At 57.8% G+C, this 18,708-nt stretch carries 16 protein-coding genes; 4 read left to right on the top strand and 12 right to left on the bottom strand.

Annotated elements, in window-relative coordinates:
* Window positions 1-7: 7 nt before the first annotated feature.
* The 9 genes from AB3X55_08135 to AB3X55_08175 form a co-directional block, all read right to left on the bottom strand.
* Entirely contained in the window at window positions 8-1,132 is a 1,125-nt protein-coding gene (locus AB3X55_08135) for an NAD(P)/FAD-dependent oxidoreductase (GenBank protein MEX0503549.1), read from the bottom strand.
* Complete coding sequence (locus AB3X55_08140; protein ID MEX0503550.1) at window positions 1,119-2,513, bottom strand: FAD-dependent oxidoreductase; 1,395 nt, start codon at window positions 2,511-2,513, stop codon at window positions 1,119-1,121. The genes AB3X55_08135 and AB3X55_08140 overlap by 14 nt, the downstream gene beginning before the upstream one ends.
* Window positions 2,510-2,803, bottom strand: a complete 294-nt coding sequence (locus AB3X55_08145) for a (2Fe-2S)-binding protein (GenBank protein MEX0503551.1) — start codon at window positions 2,801-2,803, stop codon at window positions 2,510-2,512. Before AB3X55_08145 ends, AB3X55_08140 begins: the two co-directional genes overlap by 4 nt.
* A complete protein-coding gene (locus AB3X55_08150) occupies window positions 2,787-3,911 on the bottom strand; it encodes an NAD(P)/FAD-dependent oxidoreductase (protein ID MEX0503552.1) in 1,125 nt (374 codons plus the stop codon). The genes AB3X55_08145 and AB3X55_08150 overlap by 17 nt, the downstream gene beginning before the upstream one ends.
* On the bottom strand, window positions 3,896-5,155 hold the full coding sequence (locus AB3X55_08155; GenBank protein MEX0503553.1) for an NAD(P)/FAD-dependent oxidoreductase: 1,260 nt from the start codon (window positions 5,153-5,155) through the stop codon (window positions 3,896-3,898). Before AB3X55_08155 ends, AB3X55_08150 begins: the two co-directional genes overlap by 16 nt.
* Window positions 5,156-5,209: 54 nt before the next feature.
* Complete coding sequence (locus tag AB3X55_08160; protein ID MEX0503554.1) at window positions 5,210-7,303, bottom strand: TRAP transporter permease; 2,094 nt, start codon at window positions 7,301-7,303, stop codon at window positions 5,210-5,212.
* A 54-nt stretch (window positions 7,304-7,357) separates the two neighbouring features.
* Complete coding sequence (locus AB3X55_08165) at window positions 7,358-8,350, bottom strand: TAXI family TRAP transporter solute-binding subunit (protein ID MEX0503555.1); 993 nt, start codon at window positions 8,348-8,350, stop codon at window positions 7,358-7,360.
* Between the two features lie 225 nt (window positions 8,351-8,575).
* On the bottom strand, window positions 8,576-9,580 hold the full coding sequence (locus AB3X55_08170) for a D-cysteine desulfhydrase family protein (protein ID MEX0503556.1): 1,005 nt from the start codon (window positions 9,578-9,580) through the stop codon (window positions 8,576-8,578).
* Between the two features lie 158 nt (window positions 9,581-9,738).
* A complete protein-coding gene (locus tag AB3X55_08175; protein MEX0503557.1) occupies window positions 9,739-10,206 on the bottom strand; it encodes a hypothetical protein in 468 nt (155 codons plus the stop codon).
* Window positions 10,207-10,249: 43 nt separating this feature from the next.
* Between AB3X55_08175 and AB3X55_08180 the strand changes: the two genes are divergently transcribed.
* Window positions 10,250-12,079 carry a caspase family protein gene (locus AB3X55_08180; GenBank protein ID MEX0503558.1) on the top strand — a complete coding sequence of 610 codons (1,830 nt, stop codon included), beginning with the start codon at window positions 10,250-10,252 and terminating at the stop codon, window positions 12,077-12,079.
* A 25-nt stretch (window positions 12,080-12,104) separates the two neighbouring features.
* Here the strand turns inward: AB3X55_08180 and AB3X55_08185 are convergent, their stop codons facing one another.
* Window positions 12,105-12,758 carry a hypothetical protein gene (locus AB3X55_08185; protein ID MEX0503559.1) on the bottom strand — a complete coding sequence of 218 codons (654 nt, stop codon included), beginning with the start codon at window positions 12,756-12,758 and terminating at the stop codon, window positions 12,105-12,107.
* Window positions 12,759-12,760: 2 nt separating this feature from the next.
* On the bottom strand, window positions 12,761-13,636 hold the full coding sequence (locus tag AB3X55_08190) for a hypothetical protein (GenBank protein ID MEX0503560.1): 876 nt from the start codon (window positions 13,634-13,636) through the stop codon (window positions 12,761-12,763).
* A 224-nt stretch (window positions 13,637-13,860) separates the two neighbouring features.
* Between AB3X55_08190 and AB3X55_08195 the strand changes: the two genes are divergently transcribed.
* Window positions 13,861-14,187 (top strand): hypothetical protein, encoded by a 327-nt coding sequence (locus AB3X55_08195; GenBank protein ID MEX0503561.1) that lies wholly within the window; start codon window positions 13,861-13,863, stop codon window positions 14,185-14,187.
* A gap of 36 nt (window positions 14,188-14,223) precedes the next feature.
* Entirely contained in the window at window positions 14,224-15,570 is a 1,347-nt protein-coding gene (locus tag AB3X55_08200; GenBank protein MEX0503562.1) for a hypothetical protein, read from the top strand.
* Window positions 15,571-15,626: 56 nt separating this feature from the next.
* On the opposite strand, the gene AB3X55_08205 is transcribed toward AB3X55_08200, so the two are convergent.
* Window positions 15,627-17,081: a hypothetical protein gene (locus tag AB3X55_08205; protein MEX0503563.1), complete on the bottom strand. Its 1,455-nt coding sequence runs from the start codon at window positions 17,079-17,081 to the stop codon at window positions 15,627-15,629.
* Window positions 17,082-17,310: 229 nt separating this feature from the next.
* Between AB3X55_08205 and AB3X55_08210 the strand changes: the two genes are divergently transcribed.
* Window positions 17,311-18,666 (top strand): hypothetical protein, encoded by a 1,356-nt coding sequence (locus AB3X55_08210; GenBank protein ID MEX0503564.1) that lies wholly within the window; start codon window positions 17,311-17,313, stop codon window positions 18,664-18,666.
* The last annotated feature ends 42 nt before the right edge of the window (window positions 18,667-18,708 follow it).

Raw genomic sequence — 18,708 nt, forward strand, 5'->3', positions numbered from 1 at the left:
AGGCTGATCATGTGTCGGCTTCAAACCGGTCCGGACGGAACGGTTCGAGCGAGATCCGCGGTTGCTGGCCCATGACAAGATCAGCCAGCGCTTCGCCAACGCCGGGCCCCAGTTGGAAGCCATGCGCCGAAAAGCCGAACCCATGCACAAGTCCGGGTTTGCTGCCACGCCCGATCACCGGCAGATTGTCTGGCATATATCCCTCAATTCCCGACCAGCAACGGATGATCGGCGCACTGGCAATATCGGCAAACAACGTTGTTGCAAGTCGCATTGATGCCGCCAGTTCCGGAATGGCGACCTCGCCCCTGTTTGCCTGCATATCGGCGCGGGCCCTGACACCGCCGCCAATCACGAATTGACCTGTATCAAGTTGCTTCAATGACAGCGTGTGGCCCAACACCCCCATCACGGCCGGCAGGATGGGACGCCGTCTTTCCGTGACCGCCAGCATCGGTGCGTGCGCCGATAACGGCATCACCGGCTCTCCTGCCTGTCTGGCAAGGTCGGCGGCCCATGCGCCCGCACAGTTGACAACCTGCCCAGCCTCGAACAGGCCCTGTGACGTTGTCACCTGCCAGCATTCCTTGTCAAACTCAAGGTTCAGAACCCGGCACCCCTCGATCAGGCTTGCACCATGCCTTGCAGCTGCGGCTGCGAAACCCTGAACAATGCGCCACGGCACCGCCCAGCCATCCCCCTCGACAAGGATGCCGCCGCGTGTCCGGCAGGACAGATGGGGAAGCCGTTTCCGGATATCGGCATCATCCAGCCAGCATTCATGCTGGAAGCCGGCTTTGCGCAAGCTGTCTATCCGGTCAAGGCCAAGCTTCTGCCCGGCCTCGTCAAGCGCCACCTTGACATAGAAACAGGGATGAAATGCGTCGGCATGGACGCCGATGTCACTTTCCAGCGACTGCCATATATCCATCGAGGCGAGACTCAGCGGAATTTCGACCAGATCACGACCAAGCCGCCGCACACCGCCTGCATTGACCCCGGAGGCGTGACGCGCGATGTGATCCTTCTCGATCAAAGTGACGTCCTGTCCGCGCCTGGCAAGAAAATAGGCCGCGGCGCAGCCCTGAATGCCGCCACCGATGATGATGACCCGATCCCTATTCAGACGCATCTTCATCCACCAGCGCCGCCAGTTCACCAACTGTCAGGGGCCGGATTGGCGGCCTTATACGCAGATGGCCGATCCGATCCTCGGGCACACCGGTATGATCGTGGATCAGGTTCTGAACGCTGAGGGAACACATCCGCCCCTGGCACCGACCCATGCCAGCCCGACAATATCCCTTCAGCTGGTTTGGCCCGGAAACACCCATCGCAATGGCGGCCATGACATCCGCCTTTGTCAGGGCCTCGCAGCGGCAGACAATTGTTGTGTCATCCTCTGGGGTGCGCCACTCCTGTGGTGGCGTGAACAAGGTATCAAGAAAGGGCCGTATGGCCGTCTGCCGAAATTTCAGCAATCGCCAGAAAAGGGGGACCCCCGATGACCTGCCGTTCTTTCCGGCCAGAATCCGCCTTGCGGCAAGCCTGCCGGATAACACCGCCGCACCAGCACCGGCAATTCCCATACCGTCGCCGGCGACAAATACGCCCGCTACCGAACTCTGGCCAAAGATGTCGGTCCGGGGATGCCAGCATAGCTGGCGGGGACACCATCTATGGTCCAACTCTGTCGCCATGGTGAGATTCACATTGGGAACAACGCCTTGATGAATGAAGATATGTTCCGCTGCAATCGTCAGCTCGCCCCCCCGAGCATCCCTGAAGCGGATGCCGGTTGCCCTACTGTCACCGACAATGCCGACTGACCTTGCCCCGGAAATATATCTGGTTTTCCGGCGAATTTCGCGCCGCCAGCGCACCCCCTTTAGCAGCAGCCCCGGTTGCAGCAACGCCGGCAAGGCGAGCCAGTAATGCCGCAGCCCCAGTCTGGCAGGAGCAGTATCGATCACCGCCCTGACCGTCAGACCGGCCTGCAGATACTGCCAAACTGTCAGATAGAACAATGGACCCGACCCGGCAAACACCGCCCCGTCAGCACCGCTTCCACTGGATTTCAGCATGGTCTGCGCTGCCCCGACACTCATCACACCCGGCAGCGTCCACCCGGCTATCGGCATCGCACGTTCCATCGCACCGGTGGCAATCAGCACCGCGCCCGCCCTTACCTTCTGGGCCTTGCCATGCTGGCTGAAGAACACATCCCTGTCCTTGCCAATCTGCCAAACCCGGCATTCGGAACGTAATTCTGCCAGTGACCTGGCGAAGGCATCTGCCAGCTCGTGACCCGACCAGTAATCCGCACCAAGATAGCCGCGTGCGGATCGGCTGTTCGCGTTCTGGACAATTTGTCGATAGACTTGGCCACCTGGTGCCGGCTGATCATCAAGAACAAGCGTTGTCAGACCACCCGCCGACGCCTCGATGGCCGCTGCAAGGCCGGCCGGACCCGCCCCGATAATGACAAGGTCGTGATAGGATCCCTGCTTCATCGGCCTGACCCGGTTTTTCCGGTTGCTGGCAGATAAATCCGCATGCCCTCCGCCGCATGGATCTGGCAGGCCTGCTCGACCCGTCCATCCTCAAGGGTGATCATGCAGTCGAAACAGACGCCCATCATGCAATAGGGACCGCGCGGCGCGCCATCCGGGGCATTGTGAACAGCAGAGACACCGCTATTCACAAGAATGGTGGCGATTGATTCATCGGCATTCACCCTGTGGGGCCTGTCGTCGATATAGATGGTGACATTTGGTTGTGCTGGCCTAATCCGGCGAAACATCAAACCTCCCCTCGGTAAATTCACGCAAATTGTGGGAAAGACCGCCAGCCGCGATATCCGCGGCAAGGTCAAACGCATGTGCCGCCGCCAGCGTTACCCCACTGTGACATGTTACGGCAAAGGCCCCGGGATGTGTGGGTGACTGGTCATAGACAGGATATCCATCCGGCGACATCACCCGCAGCGCGCCCCAACTGCGGATAATCTGCTGTTGTTTGAGGACCGGCATCGTCCGTTCGGCCCGATTGGCAATCTGTGCCATAACATCGACCGATGACGAGATATCAAACCCCACATCCTCCTTACTGTCACCAATCATGATGCTGCCCTCGGCAGTCTGACGGAGCAGGGTCATCGGAATTCTGATCAGCTTGTCGGTCTTCTGGGTCACCAGGATCTGCCCCTTCTGGGGTTGGACAGGCTGTTTGAGGCCGATAAAGGGCGCCAGCCTGCGGTTGCCAAGGCCGGCCGCAAGTACAAGACGGGGCGCATGGAACACCCCTTTCCTGCTGCTGGCCGCAAACAGGCCCTGACCGGTAGCGATATCGCTGACTTCGGCATCCGACTTCACCGTTCCGCCATGACGCAGGAACCCGTCATGCAGACTTCGCAGCAGATAGAGCGGATTGACATGGCCATCAGCTGGACACCAGGAACCGCCAACCACATCCGGGCCAAGACCGGGCTGGATGTCGAGAAGCGCCTGCCGGTCGAGCATCTCATACTGGAAGCGGCCATTCTGATGCGCGCGAAGCACATCGAGCTTTGCCTTGCGATCATCATATTCCGCCTGGCTAAGGCAGATATGGATGCCGCCGTCCTGCTCAAGCCCAAGATCGCGCCCTGTTGTTTCCTGCAATTCAGCAGACAGCGACGACCACAGCTCGGATGACCGCATGGTCCAATCGGCATAGGCGGCAAATCCGGACCCCTTTCCCTGAACCCAGACAAGTCCAAAATTTCCCCGCGCCGCCTTGAAGTCGGTGTCTGATGCGTCCAACAGCACGACATCAAGGCCCAGCCGCGCCAACCCATAGGCAATGCCAAAGCCCACAAGGCCGCCGCCAACAACAATCGTGTCGTAATTCTGTTTTATGTGAACCTGCATGGTCGATAAGGCATAAGATCTATGTCGGATTTGAAACCTGTAACACAGTCGGCAATGATCCGCCCGGTGGTTGGTGCCTGGCCCAAGCCGTAATGGGAATGGCCAAATGCCGCAAACAGGCGGGCCTGGCCTTCAACTGGACCAATGCAGGGCAGACTGTCGGGAAATGTCGGTCTTCGTCCCATCCACGGCTCGGCCTTGTCCAGATTGATTCCGGGAAACAGGCTTTTCAGCGCCGCCTTGAAGACAAAGGCACGCCGGTGATCCGGCGCCGCCTGAATGCCGGCAAATTCCGCCGTTCCGGCAACGCGAACCCCTGATGCCATTTGGCTGGCGACACACATATGTTCCACATCCATGATGGAATTGTTGACCGTGATCCCGGGGTCACGACACATCAGGTGATAGCCACGTTCAGCCTCGAGCGGCAAATTGATCCGAAACGGCTTCAGCAGCGAGGCCGACCACACACCGGCGGCAAGCACAAGATTGTCGGCGTCATAGCTCCCGGTCTCGCAGACCGCGGACCAGCCATCCCCCTTGCGGGAAATCGCCCGCGTTTCCGTCAGCACGAAACGCACCCCAAGTGACCGCGCCTTGTCGGCAATCGCCTTGCCGATCGCCGAGGGGTTCATCGCCCGCCCCTGGCCATGAATGAGAATGGCAGCTTCATATTCCGGCGAGATATGGGGTTCACGTTCGCGCAGCTCACCTGCGCCTATGAGACTCACCGGAACATCGCGCATCTTTCGCATACGCCATCCAAGCTGGTCCAGATTCGCCTGCTGTGCCTGTTTATAGACAAAGACATAGACCGAGTCCCTGATCAGCTCCAGATGCGGTGTGCCCTGCAAAAGCGCCCGGTAATTTGACGGTGAATTGCGGCTGAGCGCCATCATCGCATCGCCGATCCCATCCACCCTGCCCTGTCTGCCGGCAGCCAGGAATTTCAGCGCCCAGGGCAGAAAGAATGGCGCGTGGCGCGTGCGGACAAAGACCGGGCCCTGCGGGTCAAGTAGCCATTTCGGGAGTTTCCGCCACAGACCCGGCATGGATTGCGGCACGCAGCTCCATGGCGAGATGACACCGGCATTGCCAAAGCTTGTTTCTTCGCAAGGTGGCTTCCTGTCGATGACGGTGACCGAAAGCCCGCGTTCAGCAAGCTGCAAGGCACAACATACGCCGACAATGCCGGCACCGATGACGACAACGTCTGTGCTGTCCTGCCTGTGCTGCGCTGCCATCGCCTATCTCCGCCTGCGCAGGCTCTCCATGTCCCGCTTCACAGGTTGGTATCTTTACCCGGTGACCGCTTCGGACTGGGATTGACGCTTATATGCCGCGATCTGCATCACCAGCACCGGTGCGGCGAAAAACGCCGCATACAGGGTCGAACTCCAGGACGGCGCGACAAGGAAGATCCCGGCAAGACCGAACAAAGCCCGGCTCGGACCGTTCATATTGGCCAGGAAATACCCGGCAACCGACGCCGACAGAAGGAAGACACCAAGACCACAGGTGACCACAGTGTGCAGGAATTCCTGCCAGGTGAAATAATCATCCAGAACGATGAGCATGGCCGGTGAATAGACGAACACCATCGGCACAAGAAGCTTGCCAATGCCAAGGGAAAAGGCCGAGAGGCCTGTTTTGAACGGGTTCGAACCTGCAATGCCCGCAGCGGCATATGCAGAGGCACAGACCGGCGGCGTAATCTCGGAAATCACCCCGTAATACAGCACGAACAGATGCGATGCGAGCGGCGGAATGCCGAGATTAGCCAGCGCCGGCTGCGCGACCGTGGCCAGCATCACATACAGGGCCGTTGTCGGAAGACCGGCCCCCATCAGGATACAGGTCACCGCGATGAGAATGAGCGAAATGAAGAGCGTGATATCATTCAGCGTGAATTCAGCAAACGGGATGTAGGAAAACAGCGGCAGGATGGATTCACCCATGCCAAGCGCGCTGTTGGTGACCATGAAGCCGAGCCTGAATCCAAGACCGGTGGCGTTCACCACGCCAACGACAATTCCAATCGCCGCACAGACGGCCCCGACGGACAGCGCATATTTCACACCCTGCGAGGCACCGGCGATCAGGTCGCCAAGACCAATGCGATGACTTGGATTGATGAAGCCCACAATCAGCACCGCAGTGATGCCCCAGAACGCTGCCATATGCGGTGAATAGCCGGAAAACAGCACATAGATCAGGACCAGCAGCGGAATGGCTGTCATCCATCCACGCTTGATGACCTCGATGAATTGCGGGATCTGGTCAGCCGACAGCCCCTTCAGGCCAAGCTTCTTGGCCTTGAAATGCACGATCGACATAACGCCGATATAGTGCATTGCGGCCGGAACAGCGGCGGCGATAACCACTGTGCTGTAGGGAATCTCCAGAAACTCGGCCAACACAAATGCAGCCGCCCCCATGATCGGCGGGGTGATCTGGCCCCCGGCACTGGCGGCCGATTCGACACCGCCGGCAAAATGGCCGGGATACCCGCTCTTCTTCATGTTTGGAATGGTCAGCGACCCGGTCGATACCGTATTGGCAATCGACGAACCGGAGATCGTGCCAAACAGCGCCGATGACACCACCGACACCTTGGCCAGACCGCCTGTATACCGACCGGCAGCCACGGTGGCGAGATCGACAAAGAACTGGCCAAGGCCAATGCGCTGCGCCAACACGCCGAACAGTACAAAGTGAAACACCACCGTCGAGACGATCCAGAGGGTAACGCCGTAGATTCCCAGATCCGGGAAATACATGTTGTTGACGAACAGCGACCAGCTCAGCCCTGGATGTTTAAGGATCTGCACCGGAATATAGGGGCCAAGCACAGCATAGCTGATGAACACCAGAATGATGATCGGCACGACAATGCCAATGGTCCTTCGCACCGCCTCAAGCAGCACAAGGATCAACAAGGTGCCAAACACAACATCCACCGGCAGCGGCACGCCCATGCGCAGCACCTGCTCCGGAATGGAATAGCTGAAGCCGAAGAGGTTCAGATCAACGCCATACCACGTGATCCCGACATAGAGGGACGCGGCCACACCGACGATCATGAACACCCAGTCATAGAACGGCACGCCTGACAGCATCCCGGTGACGGTCTGTTCATCAGTATTGCGTTTCAGACGTTTGAACGCCGGAAAGGAAATGAAAATCAGGATGATGACGCCCGACATATGGGCGCCCATATGCCAGTAATCCACCGGCACACCAATGCCGGCAGTCACATAGTGATAAAGGGCAAAAAGAACACTGAACCAAAGAACAAATTTCGCGAGCCAGTCGCCGATGGGGCGTGTTTGCAATGAGTCATCATATTTACTCTCCAAGGAGAGCGCCCGCTCCAGACTGAACTTTTCCATAGTAACCCTCACGCAAAAAAAATGAGGGCGCCGAAGCGCCCTCACTGACAATTATTACATCAAGCCTGCTTCTTTGTAGAAGCGCTCTGCACCCGGATGCAGCGGGATGAGAACGCCCTTCAGAGCGGTCGAAGGCTGGATGGCCTTGCCTTTCGGGTGACCCTTGTCCAGCAGCTTGCGGGTATTGTCGTTCCACAATGCCTTGGTGATGTCGTAGATCAGATCTTCAGGCTGATCGATCGAGGTGATGAGCTGGCCGTTCACAGCAACGGTGTTAACGTCATAGCCGATATTTTCATAGACACCCGACTGGATGACATCCTCGACATAGTAAGGAATGATCTCGTTGATTGCCTTCTGCTCGGCAGCAGAGAAGCTGTAGAGATCAAAGCCCTTTGTCGAACCAAGCTGGATCAGCGCCGACAGCGGTGTGCCGGCAGCGTAGAAGAAGGCATCGATCTGGCCGTCGGCAAGACGCTGCGCGCTCTGACCGACATTCAGCTCATACTCATCTGCCTTGATGTCATAATGCTTCAGGATCATCCGCACGGAAACCTGGGTTCCAGACCCGGCCGCAGCCACGCCAACCTTCATGCCGTTCAGGTCTTTCAGGCTGTTCAGCTTGGTACCCTTTTTCAGCACAAGGTGCATGCTTTCCGGATACAGGTTTGCAATAACGCGGATCTTGTCCTTTTTGTTATCAACGAATTTGCCTTCGCCATTATAGCTTTGGACAACGGTCTGCGCGCCGGCAAGACCGGCATCAAGCGAACCTGCCTGAATGGCGTTCGCGTTGAAAACGGATGCTGTTGTCGATACCGCGATGGCCACGAGGCCAGGCACGCCACAGCTGCCGCCCTTGTCGCACGGGCGGGAACCCGGAGGATTGGAAATCGCGTTCGCGATCAGACCACCGATCGGGTAATAGGTGCCGCCGGTGCCGCCGGTTCCGATTTTGAAGAACCGCATTTCTTGTGCTGACGCCACACCCGCAAAGGCAAAACTTGCCGTAAGCAGGGTCGCGACCAATTTAACCCATTTTTTCATTATGTAACTCCCTGGCTTGGTCATATTGAAACCTGGGGAGACTCAAAACCGACCTGACTACGCCTTGCCATATCCGCTAAAGAACAGCGCAAGCCATCCGTCACAAAAATGCCGTCGCAGAGTGATCGATGATCCCCCCTCATGCCTTCATGAAAGCCCAAAACCGCACTTCATCTCAAGTGAAAAGAGCCGAGCCCCGGTCAAATACGCTTTCGCCCGGGACATCTATTCGGCGAATTGGTCAAGCATCGGGGAAATCTGATCCTCATACGCATACAGCGCGGCAAGGCCGCCAGTATGCACAAAACATACCCGGCTGCCCTTTGGAATGTGACCGGACTCTACAAGCGCCGGCACGGCTGAAAAACTCTTTGCTGTATAGACCGGGTCAAGAAACAGGCCTTCAGTGGTGGCCATCATCCGCATGGCCTCAAAGCTGGTCTTGCCAAGCTTGCCATAGCCCGGAGCAAGAGCGCCGTCCCAGACCGATATGTCGTCTGACGTCACCTCACCTGCCGGGGAATAGAGCGCAGCCAGCCGTTTCATCACCCGTTCGATGCGTGGTCCCTGCAGATCAGCCGTCCGCCTTACACAGCTGCCGATGACAAGCGCCCGGGACCCGCCACCGCGCAGTCCAGCCAGCAAACCGGCATGGGTGGCACCGCTTCCCGATGCCACCACAAACACATCGAAATCGGCCTTCTGTTGAAGAATTTCAGCAGCCGCATCGACATAGCCCAGCGCGCCAAGAGGCGGGTGCGTCTCGGAAAGATGAATGATGTAGGGCCGCCGACCCGAGGCACGGAGTTGCCCGGCCCTGTGGTCGAGCGCCGCGTCGGCTCCAGCCTCATCCTCGCCATCCGGATAGAATTCGATATCCGCGCCCATGAGCCGAGACAGCAGGACATTTCCAGATTTCCTGTACAGCTCCGACGTGGTCCTTACCCGATCTTCGAATTGCACAATGGCCCGCATGCCACGCGACCGCGCAACAGCAACAGCAGTGCGTGTGAAATTCGACTGCACCGCGCCGGTAATCAGAATTGTGTCGGCATTCTGTGACGCCGCTTCACCGAAATAATATTCAAGCTGTCGTGACTTGTTGCCGCCGAAAGACGGCCCGGCCAGATCATCCCGCTTGATGTGAAGGTCTATATCAAGCCTGTCTGAAAGCGCGCGCGCCGGCTCCAGCGCGGTGGGCCCGGACAGGATGTCAATCTTGGGATGCACTGCCAAAACCCTCGGACCAGCTCAACCGGGAAAAGCAGGGCGGCCTTCGCCAGATGGGCGCGCACCTCTTCCGGTCATCAGCCGCTTACCCTAGGCGATATTGTTCCTGTTTTGAACAGGGGAATCACCGGTGATGACGCCACCTGGCCAACAATGGATCAGGGGCTTTCAAACGCATATGTGGCGATTTTCAGCATCCCGGCCTCCGGGGTCTGGCCATTCCATTGCGTCAGATAGATAGAGGCGTTACCAGCGAAATATTCACCGGCAAAGACACCCTTCATCTGCCAGCGAAGCGTCAGCCTGTTGCCCTCGTAAAGGCGGTCCCGCTCGATAAAATAGCCACTCAGCTTTCCCGATTTCTTGTCAATCTTCAGCTTGTATGTAACCTTGCCCTTCACGAATCCTTCATCGTCATACTGGATATCGACAATCTTGTTGTCTTCGATGACAAGCAGAAGTTCACCGGTATCGTTGAGTTCCCTGTTCGCCTCGGGAATGGCGTATGTGACTTGAAAAAATCCTACATAGGCCCCATCCTCGACAGCGACAGCCTGCATTGAGGGAACAAGTAGAAACGCAGCAAGAATCCAGCTTTTGACGAGTAAGAATTTAGACAGTCGCATGATCAAGATACTCCAAAATGATAGACTATCAGGACAGAAAGAATTGTCCAGCATCGCCCGGATGTGGGGATATGCCATTGCGTTTTCAATGATGGGCCTGCTTGCCCTCACGGTCGCAACGGCCAGTGCCAATTCATTGTCGCAGAACGGGTCAACGCTGATCAATCCAGATTCGAAGTCTGATGAGGCGGTGTGTAAATTCGCCATGGTCCTGCCGGTGTGGCGCACCGAGGTCTTGCGGCGCGGCATCACCTGCGACGGTGACGGCAACCTGCTGTCACGCTCGACAGCCAAGCCAGCCACTACGCCGGCCGTAACACCGGCCGCCACGCCGAAAACAGTCCCCGAGGCAGTTGCCGAGGCAACCCCAAAGACAGTTCCAGAGGCAGTTCCAGAGGCAGCTGAAACACCGCCGGTCATCGCGGCATCTCCATCCAGGTCGGATGACCCGGTCGCGACTGGCGGAACAACGGACAAGGCACCGCCGCCGGCAGTGGCTGCGCGCCAGCCCGCCGCAGAGGCCAGCCCGACCATGGCATTGGCGCAGCAGCTTGATGATATGGCGCTGTGCCGGTTGGCGACCGACAAAAAGGGCGGCTTGCGCCAGAGCGCAGCCTTTTCCGCCTTTGTTGATGAAGCCAGGTCACGTCAGTTGACTTGTGCCATTGCGGGAACCCTGACAGCGGCGAAACCTGCAGAACCTGCAGCCGCCGAAACCGATCTGGCAACCAATGCGCAGGATCAGATCGCCCCGACGCAACCCCCAACGGCAACAGCAGCAGTAACGCCACCAATACCGGCACCAACACCGGCACCTGAACCCACGATACCCGAAATTACCATCGTCAGCGCCACCTCTGTCGGCCCGCAGGGCACGGTCAGCGGGCAGGTTACCGACAGCGCCGGCATCGCCGAACTGCGGATCGATGGTCGTCTGGTGCCCCTTGCGGGTAATGGCAGCTTCAGCGCGCAGACCTATGTGCCGACAGGTGGGGTGACCGTCCGTATTGTGGCGGTAAACATGCGCGGCACGTCAAAAAGCCTCGATGTCCAGCTGGACCGTGTTGCCGCGCCCGTATCAACGGCCATTGCCTTTGACAGGCTGAACCCGCTTGGTCAGATGGCAGCCCGGAACAAGGACGCGCTGGCGCTGATCATCGGGGTGGAAACCTACACCGAAACACCGGTCAAGGCCGCCTATGCCAACAGTGATGCCAGCGTGTTTGCCGATTATGCGGCGCACAAGCTTGGCATTCCAAGCAATCGCATCAAGACACTGGTCGATGATGTGGCAGACGAAAAGGGTATCCTGCTCACCGTCCAGGACTGGCTGTATCGCGCCAACCGTCCCGGTAAGTCCGACATCTATGTATTTTTTGCCGGACATGGGCTGGCGAGCGAAGACGGCAAGGACATGTATCTGCTTCCGCATGACGGCTCGCCGCGGCTGCTTGATCGCACCGCGCTGCTGCGCAAGGAACTGTTTGCTGATATTGCCGCCGCCAATCCGCGCTCGGTAACGGTATTTCTCGACACCTGCTATTCCGGCACGACACGGGGCACTGAAAGCCTGATTGCCAGCCGCCCGATCGCCATCCGGGCAAGGGAACAGGCCATTCCAGACGGCTTTACCGTCATGACCGCCGCCGGCGGCGAACAGACGGCCAAGCCACTGGAAGAAGTCAAGCACGGCATGTTCAGCTATTTCCTGATGAAGGGAATGGAAGGCGGCGCCGATGCCAACAATGACCGGCAGATCACCGCCGGCGAGCTTCACGCCTATGTTCAGCAGAACGTCATCCAGCAATCATCGGGAAGCCAGACGCCGGAATTGCAGGGAGATGCCGACCGTGTGTTGGTGAGGTTCGAATAGCGCCCCCCGCCAGTAGATACCCCCGTCAGTAGATGACGCACCCACCATCAACCGTCGTCCAGCCATCCGGACAGATGCTCTTGAACCTGTCGATGCTGTATTCCAGCGATTTTGTCATCAGATCCGCAGCCGGGCCGATTTCCATCTGCAACAGCACGAAATGGTGAAGGCGGCCCTTGATCGTCATCGTTTCCTCCGAAATCCGGCGATAACCGCGGATCGGAACCTCATTGGCCGAACTGACGATGCTGTTATTGGCAAATTCGATCGCGCCATTCACCACATCGGCAAGCTGTCTTTTGGCGTCAAGAAGCGCCCTGTTCTTGGCCATCGACAGCGAGGTGGAGCTGGCGGTGCCACAGGCTGAAACCCTGAAAATCGTATTTTCGGGCGGCGACGCGCACCAATCGGGAATTCGCCCCGCCGCCATTGCCCTGGCTGGCGCTGTTGTGGTGGCCGGCGCCGCTGTCGGGGCGGAACCGGTGCTGGCGGGCGCATCGGATGGCTGCACCACCTTGCCATCCTTCTGGATGACGCTTCCATCCTTTTTGAAGGTGAGCGCACTGGCACCCGTAACCGGCGCCAGCAAGGCAAGCAACACCAGCGCCACAGTCATGGTCATGGTCACGGGCATGGTCACGACAGGCAGCTGGCGTGATGTCATTTTGGTCATCATCATTATCATTTCACTATACGGTAGCTGTATCTGGCAATTCGCCAGTTCTCACGCCCGAATTCGTCGAGCCGTCGGAAGAAATCGGACCGCGACTCCTTTTCCAAAACCTTGAATGGCGTCTTGGACGCCAGCACGATCAGGAATTCATTGCTCTCGTTACGCTGGTAATCATCAGCCAGAGCGGCCCACCATCTTTCGACCTGTGTTTCGGGCGGCAACAGGAAATCAGTCTTGAATCTCGGTGAGTCCAGCGCCTGATCGGTGTGCAGCCTGTACAGGTGATCCTGATCGATTTCAGGATACCACCCAAGCACATTGACATAGGCCGCCTGACTCAGTTGGCCGGACACGACCACCTCTTCACCCGGCCTGAATACACGGCCAAGCGTATCATCAACCCGAACGATCAATTGCGGGTCATGATTGTTTCTGAACCCCCTGACAGCAATCTCCGCCCTGACCTCGCAAACCTGATTCTGGTTGATATCCAGCTTTCTGGTGTTCCGGTCCAGAAGGTCATATTTGGCAATGAAACAATTGTCATATGCGTTGAACGTTTCCTGAAAGAAGGCGCATCTCTCGCTGTCATCCGAGCTTTCACATGTTTCGACCTGCCGAAAGGACAATGTCTCGCATCCGGCGAGGCTCATCGCGTCGAGCTTGGCCTGTTCCTCGGCATTCTCGCACGCCTCCTTTGGCGACATTTCAAAACTGATCGGGTACTGGGCGCTGATCGCGCCGTTCCATTTCTCCGCCGCGATGGCGGCCCCGGACAGGACCAGCCCACAGCATGCAACCAGATATAAAGACAGATACAGGGGCAGATACAGGGGCAGATATAGGGGCAGACCAACCAGCGAGGGTTTCCAATCGGGTTTCATATTCACATCATTCCACATACACAGTCGGCCACAACACCCACAGCCCTTGGATCACTCTAGCAAATGCCGTCACCAATTGAAATCGGATGACGCCGGACAGCCGGACAGGACACTGTCCGGGATCTATTAAACCAGACTGAAATATGCCAGACTGAAATATGCCAGACCGACATGTGGTTGTATGCAGCCTGTCGGTTCGTTTTTCTGGATAAGGATTTTGATCTATGTCGTCACGTCATCTGTTTTCCCCTGAACCCGCCGCAACCCCCGACAGCTCAGGCCATGCCGCCCGGATCCGAGGTCTCGTCACGGCTGGCCTGCTTGCCTGCGGTGCGGCCACACTGGCTGCCTGCGGCGGCCCGTCGGAACCGGCGGTAACCTATGGCGGGCTCGACAGCTGCGTGACCGACCCGGCGGTGTGCAACGCTGATGATCTGTGCCGTCTTGCCATATTCGAAGAGGATAACATCAAGCGCTGGAACGACGACAATCTGCGCTGGCAGCCCTATGTTAAGGAAGCCAAGGCGCGCGGCCTGAGTTGCGGCCTGTAGTCGTCTGTCATTTGTTGCAAGCCGGAGTCTGTCGCCATGAAGCGTCGTACATTTCTTGGCCTCGCCACCGCCACGGGCGGCCTCTATGGCATCAACCGTCATCTGCCGTTTGTAACATCCGCCAACGCGGCAATTCCCGGTACGGTAACATGGGGCGGCGCCTATCTGCTGGATGAGGAGACCAACCGGACGCCGCATACAAAGGCCGCGCTGGCAATGACAGCCAATACCAGCCCCACAGGCCAGACTGTCAACAGGGCGCTGCTTGAGGCCATTCGCGGGGCCGACTGGTCATCCGCCGGGATTGACCTCAGGGCCGGCATGGACAAGACCACAACGCGATACGGCATGGTGTTCGGCCTGTCCCGCGAAACCGTATTGCAGAGCGGCTACAGACCATCCGAAGACGCCACAGCCTTCAATCTGCGCCTGACCGGCTACAATATTGTCTTTGATATCGTTGACAACCGGGTGATTGCGACCTTTGCCGTGCGGGGCCGCTATTTCACGGCCCTTGCCGGAAAGGCCGGCGATGACGCGCTGCCAAAGCTGTTCTTCGACCTTCTGGCCAACAAGAACAACAGCGGCAGCATCGCCCGCTTCATGACCGACATCGCGCTGAATTACGAATATGACGTCAAATACCGGGGCAAGAATTTCCAGTATATCGAGACGGTCAATACCGAGTTTGCCGCGGTGGCGGCTGATCTGATCGGGCTCGATATCGAGGCCTATGGAGAGACAATGGCGCTTGTTGTCACCACCGCCTTTTCCGAAAAGCTGAAGGTGCCGGTGGTGCCTTACAGGAAGACAAGCGCGGTGAACCGGCGCATGCGCCGTGAAATGACAATCGCCACCGCGACCGGCAGCTCGGCGCTGAACACCCGCCTTCCGCTTGCCGATGCGCAGATCGGCATTCGTCTGGTCAATCATGGATGGGAATTCCAGGAAGCCGACGTTGAATTGCAGGGGCGCATGAAAGTTGGCCAGCTGAAGAGCCTGCAGAATGAATCGCTGGTGGATTTCAATCAGGTTGAAGTGACGCTTGGCGCGCGCATCGAGATCCAGATTTTCGAGATAGATGGCGGGCGCCCGATCTTCACACAGCAATTCTTCGGCCAATGGGCGTTTCTGGAATATGCAGAGCGCGAGTTCCAGATGGATCGGCGAAGCCGCATCTATCTGCTTCACGAAACGCTGCTGGATCGTGCCTTTGACGCCATCCTGAATGAAGATATGCGCGGCCAGCTCTATGATGGGCTGTCGATACAGCAGAAGGCGGATGAAGCCTATTATCTGGAAGCGCTGAGCGAGGACTGGGATATCATGAGCGGCGAATGCGATGATGTCGCGGCTCTGCTGCCACGGGCCTTTGGCGCCTGACCCCCTTGCCCTGCGCATTGCGCGCCAGGCGGGGTCAGGGCCAGATTGATCGGCTCCTAACGCCGCTTTTTCTTGCCTGTACGGGTCGGAAGCACATTTTCATTGAACGCAACCGGCTTTGATTCCAGCTTTGCATTCACCTGCTTTGCATAGGCAAGAATGGAACGTCTCAGCTCGCAGGCATATGGCCGCGACTGCGCGACCTCCTTGAACAGGGCGATCGATTCTTCATCAAGCAGATCCCCGGCCCCACTGCCCCCCATCATGAAGGAAAAGGCGAATGTCGCGCCAATTGTCCGCGCCTTGATCACATAGGCCTCGGTTCGCTGATAGATTCCCTGAAGCCTTTCCTGTCCCCCAGCCTCGAGGGTCGCAAAATTGCTCTGCTTTTGTTTCAGGAAATCGTCAAAGGCCTGCGTCTTGACGATCAGTTCGTTCACCGTGGCCACAGACGGGTCCGACTGGCTGACCAGCATGTTGTAATCCGCCTTGTATTTCTCGACATCGGCCCCGACCTGACCAAGCGTCGCCAGATCAATCAGCAATTCGCCCCGCATTCTGGTCAGTTCCATGACCTGCGGTCGCAGCGACTGGGTGACTGCCGAATTGCCGGAATTGGCCCTCATCTGCTCTTCGAGAGCCGCGCGGTTCTTTTGTGCCTCTTCTATCAGCCCGATATAGAGATCGCGGTTTTCATAACCCGGCTCGACGACCAGGCGCATGAAAGTGTCTTCGATGATATGGGCCAGATCGCCCGGCATGTTCTGGGCCTCTTCATAGCCCGGCCGCATCCAGGACACCGCATTCTTGAGATTGACCTGCCGACCATAGCCCTTGTACCAGCGCAACCCCTCGACATAACGCGCCGCGAACTGGTTTGATTTCGCGGCATCCTTGATCAACTGCTCACCGCGCGATTCCTTGCCGCCGGCGTCAGGGAAGAAACTGTGGACCAGCCCATAGGCAAATCTGGCATCGGCGGCCCAGACCTTTTTCTTGGCATCGAAGGAATTTGCATTTGCCGTCGCCACCATGATGGCAAGATCCTTGGCATTCGGGCGGCGCAGGAAGTTTGCAAACAGCTCCTCGACCTCGACACTGGAAAAGCCGGTTTTGTACACGTCGAAATTGATCAGATAGGGATGCGAGATGGGCTTGAACTTCCGGAACGCGATATCAAGCTGGTCCGCAGACCGGCCAAAATCCTTTTCGACGGTCGCAAAGTCGGGCTTGGCAAGCTTCTTGTAGATGCTGGAGGTTGGAATGGGCTCGCAGATGGTCTTGATGAAGGAGTCACTGTCGCCGAAATCGTCAGGCTGCGAGGCCGCCGCCGATGCGGATCCGGATGATGATCCGGAAACAGACCCGCCTGACCCTTGCGTAGAATTGTTGGTGTTGCCATTGCCATTGCCGTTGCCCTTTGACCCCAGACTTTTCTCGACATCACCGAGGGCTTTCTTAAGATCCTTGAACAGGTTGGCCTCGACGGGCGCGACCAGCCCAACAAGCATGACAACAACCGCAACAAACAAAAATGGTCTCGGAGACATAGGCAAACCTCAATGCAAAAAACTGTCCTGGATTTTTCATGGTAACAGAGCATCGTGGTGTTTTGTGTCTCAGGAACAGAAAAGTGTTTTGCGTTTTCGCATCGACCAAATGGCGGGAAGACACTGGATATCAAGAACAATTGAGTCGTAAATTAAAGAGTGTGAAGACAGAGACAGGGATGGTCGAAAGATGATGAAGCGTGTTGCGAAACCAACAGGAACCCTCGGCTTGCGCATGGCAGCGGTGGTTGCCACGCTGGTGTTTGGCAGTGGTCATGCGATGGCCCAGAACCTCGATCTCGACAGCTTTCTGGCGCCTGTGCAGGGTGGCAGTGACGTTGTTGAAGGCAATGTCGAGGTGGGCGAGACCGTCCATGCCGAAACCATGCAGGACGGCTTGAACGCCGCCAACGGGTTGCTGGCGGAGGATGGTGACGGGGTGTTGCTGGTCAGCACCAAAACCGGCCTTGGCACGATCGCGCGCGCATCGGTCGGCTACAACACCTATCAAAATCTCAATGCGACATTGCTGTCCAAGCGCGGCGCCTATTTCCGTGCCTATCAGGAAGCCAAACGCCAGCTTCTGGTCAATTTCGAAGGTGTCCGGAACAAGTGCGAGGGCGCTGTCACTGACGATCTTGTCGACCTTCAGACAGGCGTCGAATCCGCCGCCAATACGCTGACCGAAACCTCGGAAGTGTGCAAGGAGACCATCTCCGGGCTTCTGGCGGCGTTTGTCGTGTTCGATGTCGACGACAATGTCAATGAACAGGAAGTCTCGATTTCGGTTGCGTCCAGCACCAAGACCCGGTCCGCCTTTTCCCGCCTTGGCGAAGCGGTGATCCAGACCGGTGATCCGAATGCCGCCTTCCAGAGCCTGATGGTCGAGATCGCCAAATTCGCGACCCCGCCAATGGGCGCACGCCTGATCACCGCCCCTGATACAGGTGAGCAGGTTGTGGTCGGATTCGGTTCGTCCATTATCAGAACCAACAAGAACAAGAACGTCGCCAAACGTCTGGCGAAGGCGGCCCAGAACAATGCCGAGACACGGGCGCGCAACGCGCTGGTCCAGTTTCTGCAAGGTGACAATCTCTATTGGGAAGGCGGATTTGACGAATCCCAGATTGAAGGCAGCGAGCAGTTCGAGATCCCGGTCGATGAAGACGGCAATGTCGGCGACCCGCAGGTTCTGGACAATGAACGCAATGTCTTCCTGAACGTCCTGACCGACAGCCAGGCCTATTCAACCGTCAGCGCCGGCAAGGTGCCGCCCGGTGTGCGCACACGGTCTTTCAAATCGGATGATGGCTACTGGCAGTTCAGTGTCGCCGTCTTTTCGCAGTCGGCCACGGCCCAGGCGCGTCAGGCCGGCCGTGAAAATGCCGCTGCGGCAGGCAAGCTTGACAAGATGGAGTCGCAGCAGGGTAGCGCCGCACCCGCAAAAAGCACCTCGCGGGCGTTGCAGATCGAGGGCGGTATGAACGCCGGCAGCATCAATCCCCAAGGCCCGACCGGTCAGGTATCAGACAAGGAAGATTTCTGATCAATGCCCACCCAAATGGAAACCTCGGCATTCCGGTGCCGA

The organism is Alphaproteobacteria bacterium LSUCC0719 (assembly GCA_040839025.1).
Taxonomy (GTDB): Bacteria; Pseudomonadota; Alphaproteobacteria; order Puniceispirillales; family Puniceispirillaceae; genus UBA8309.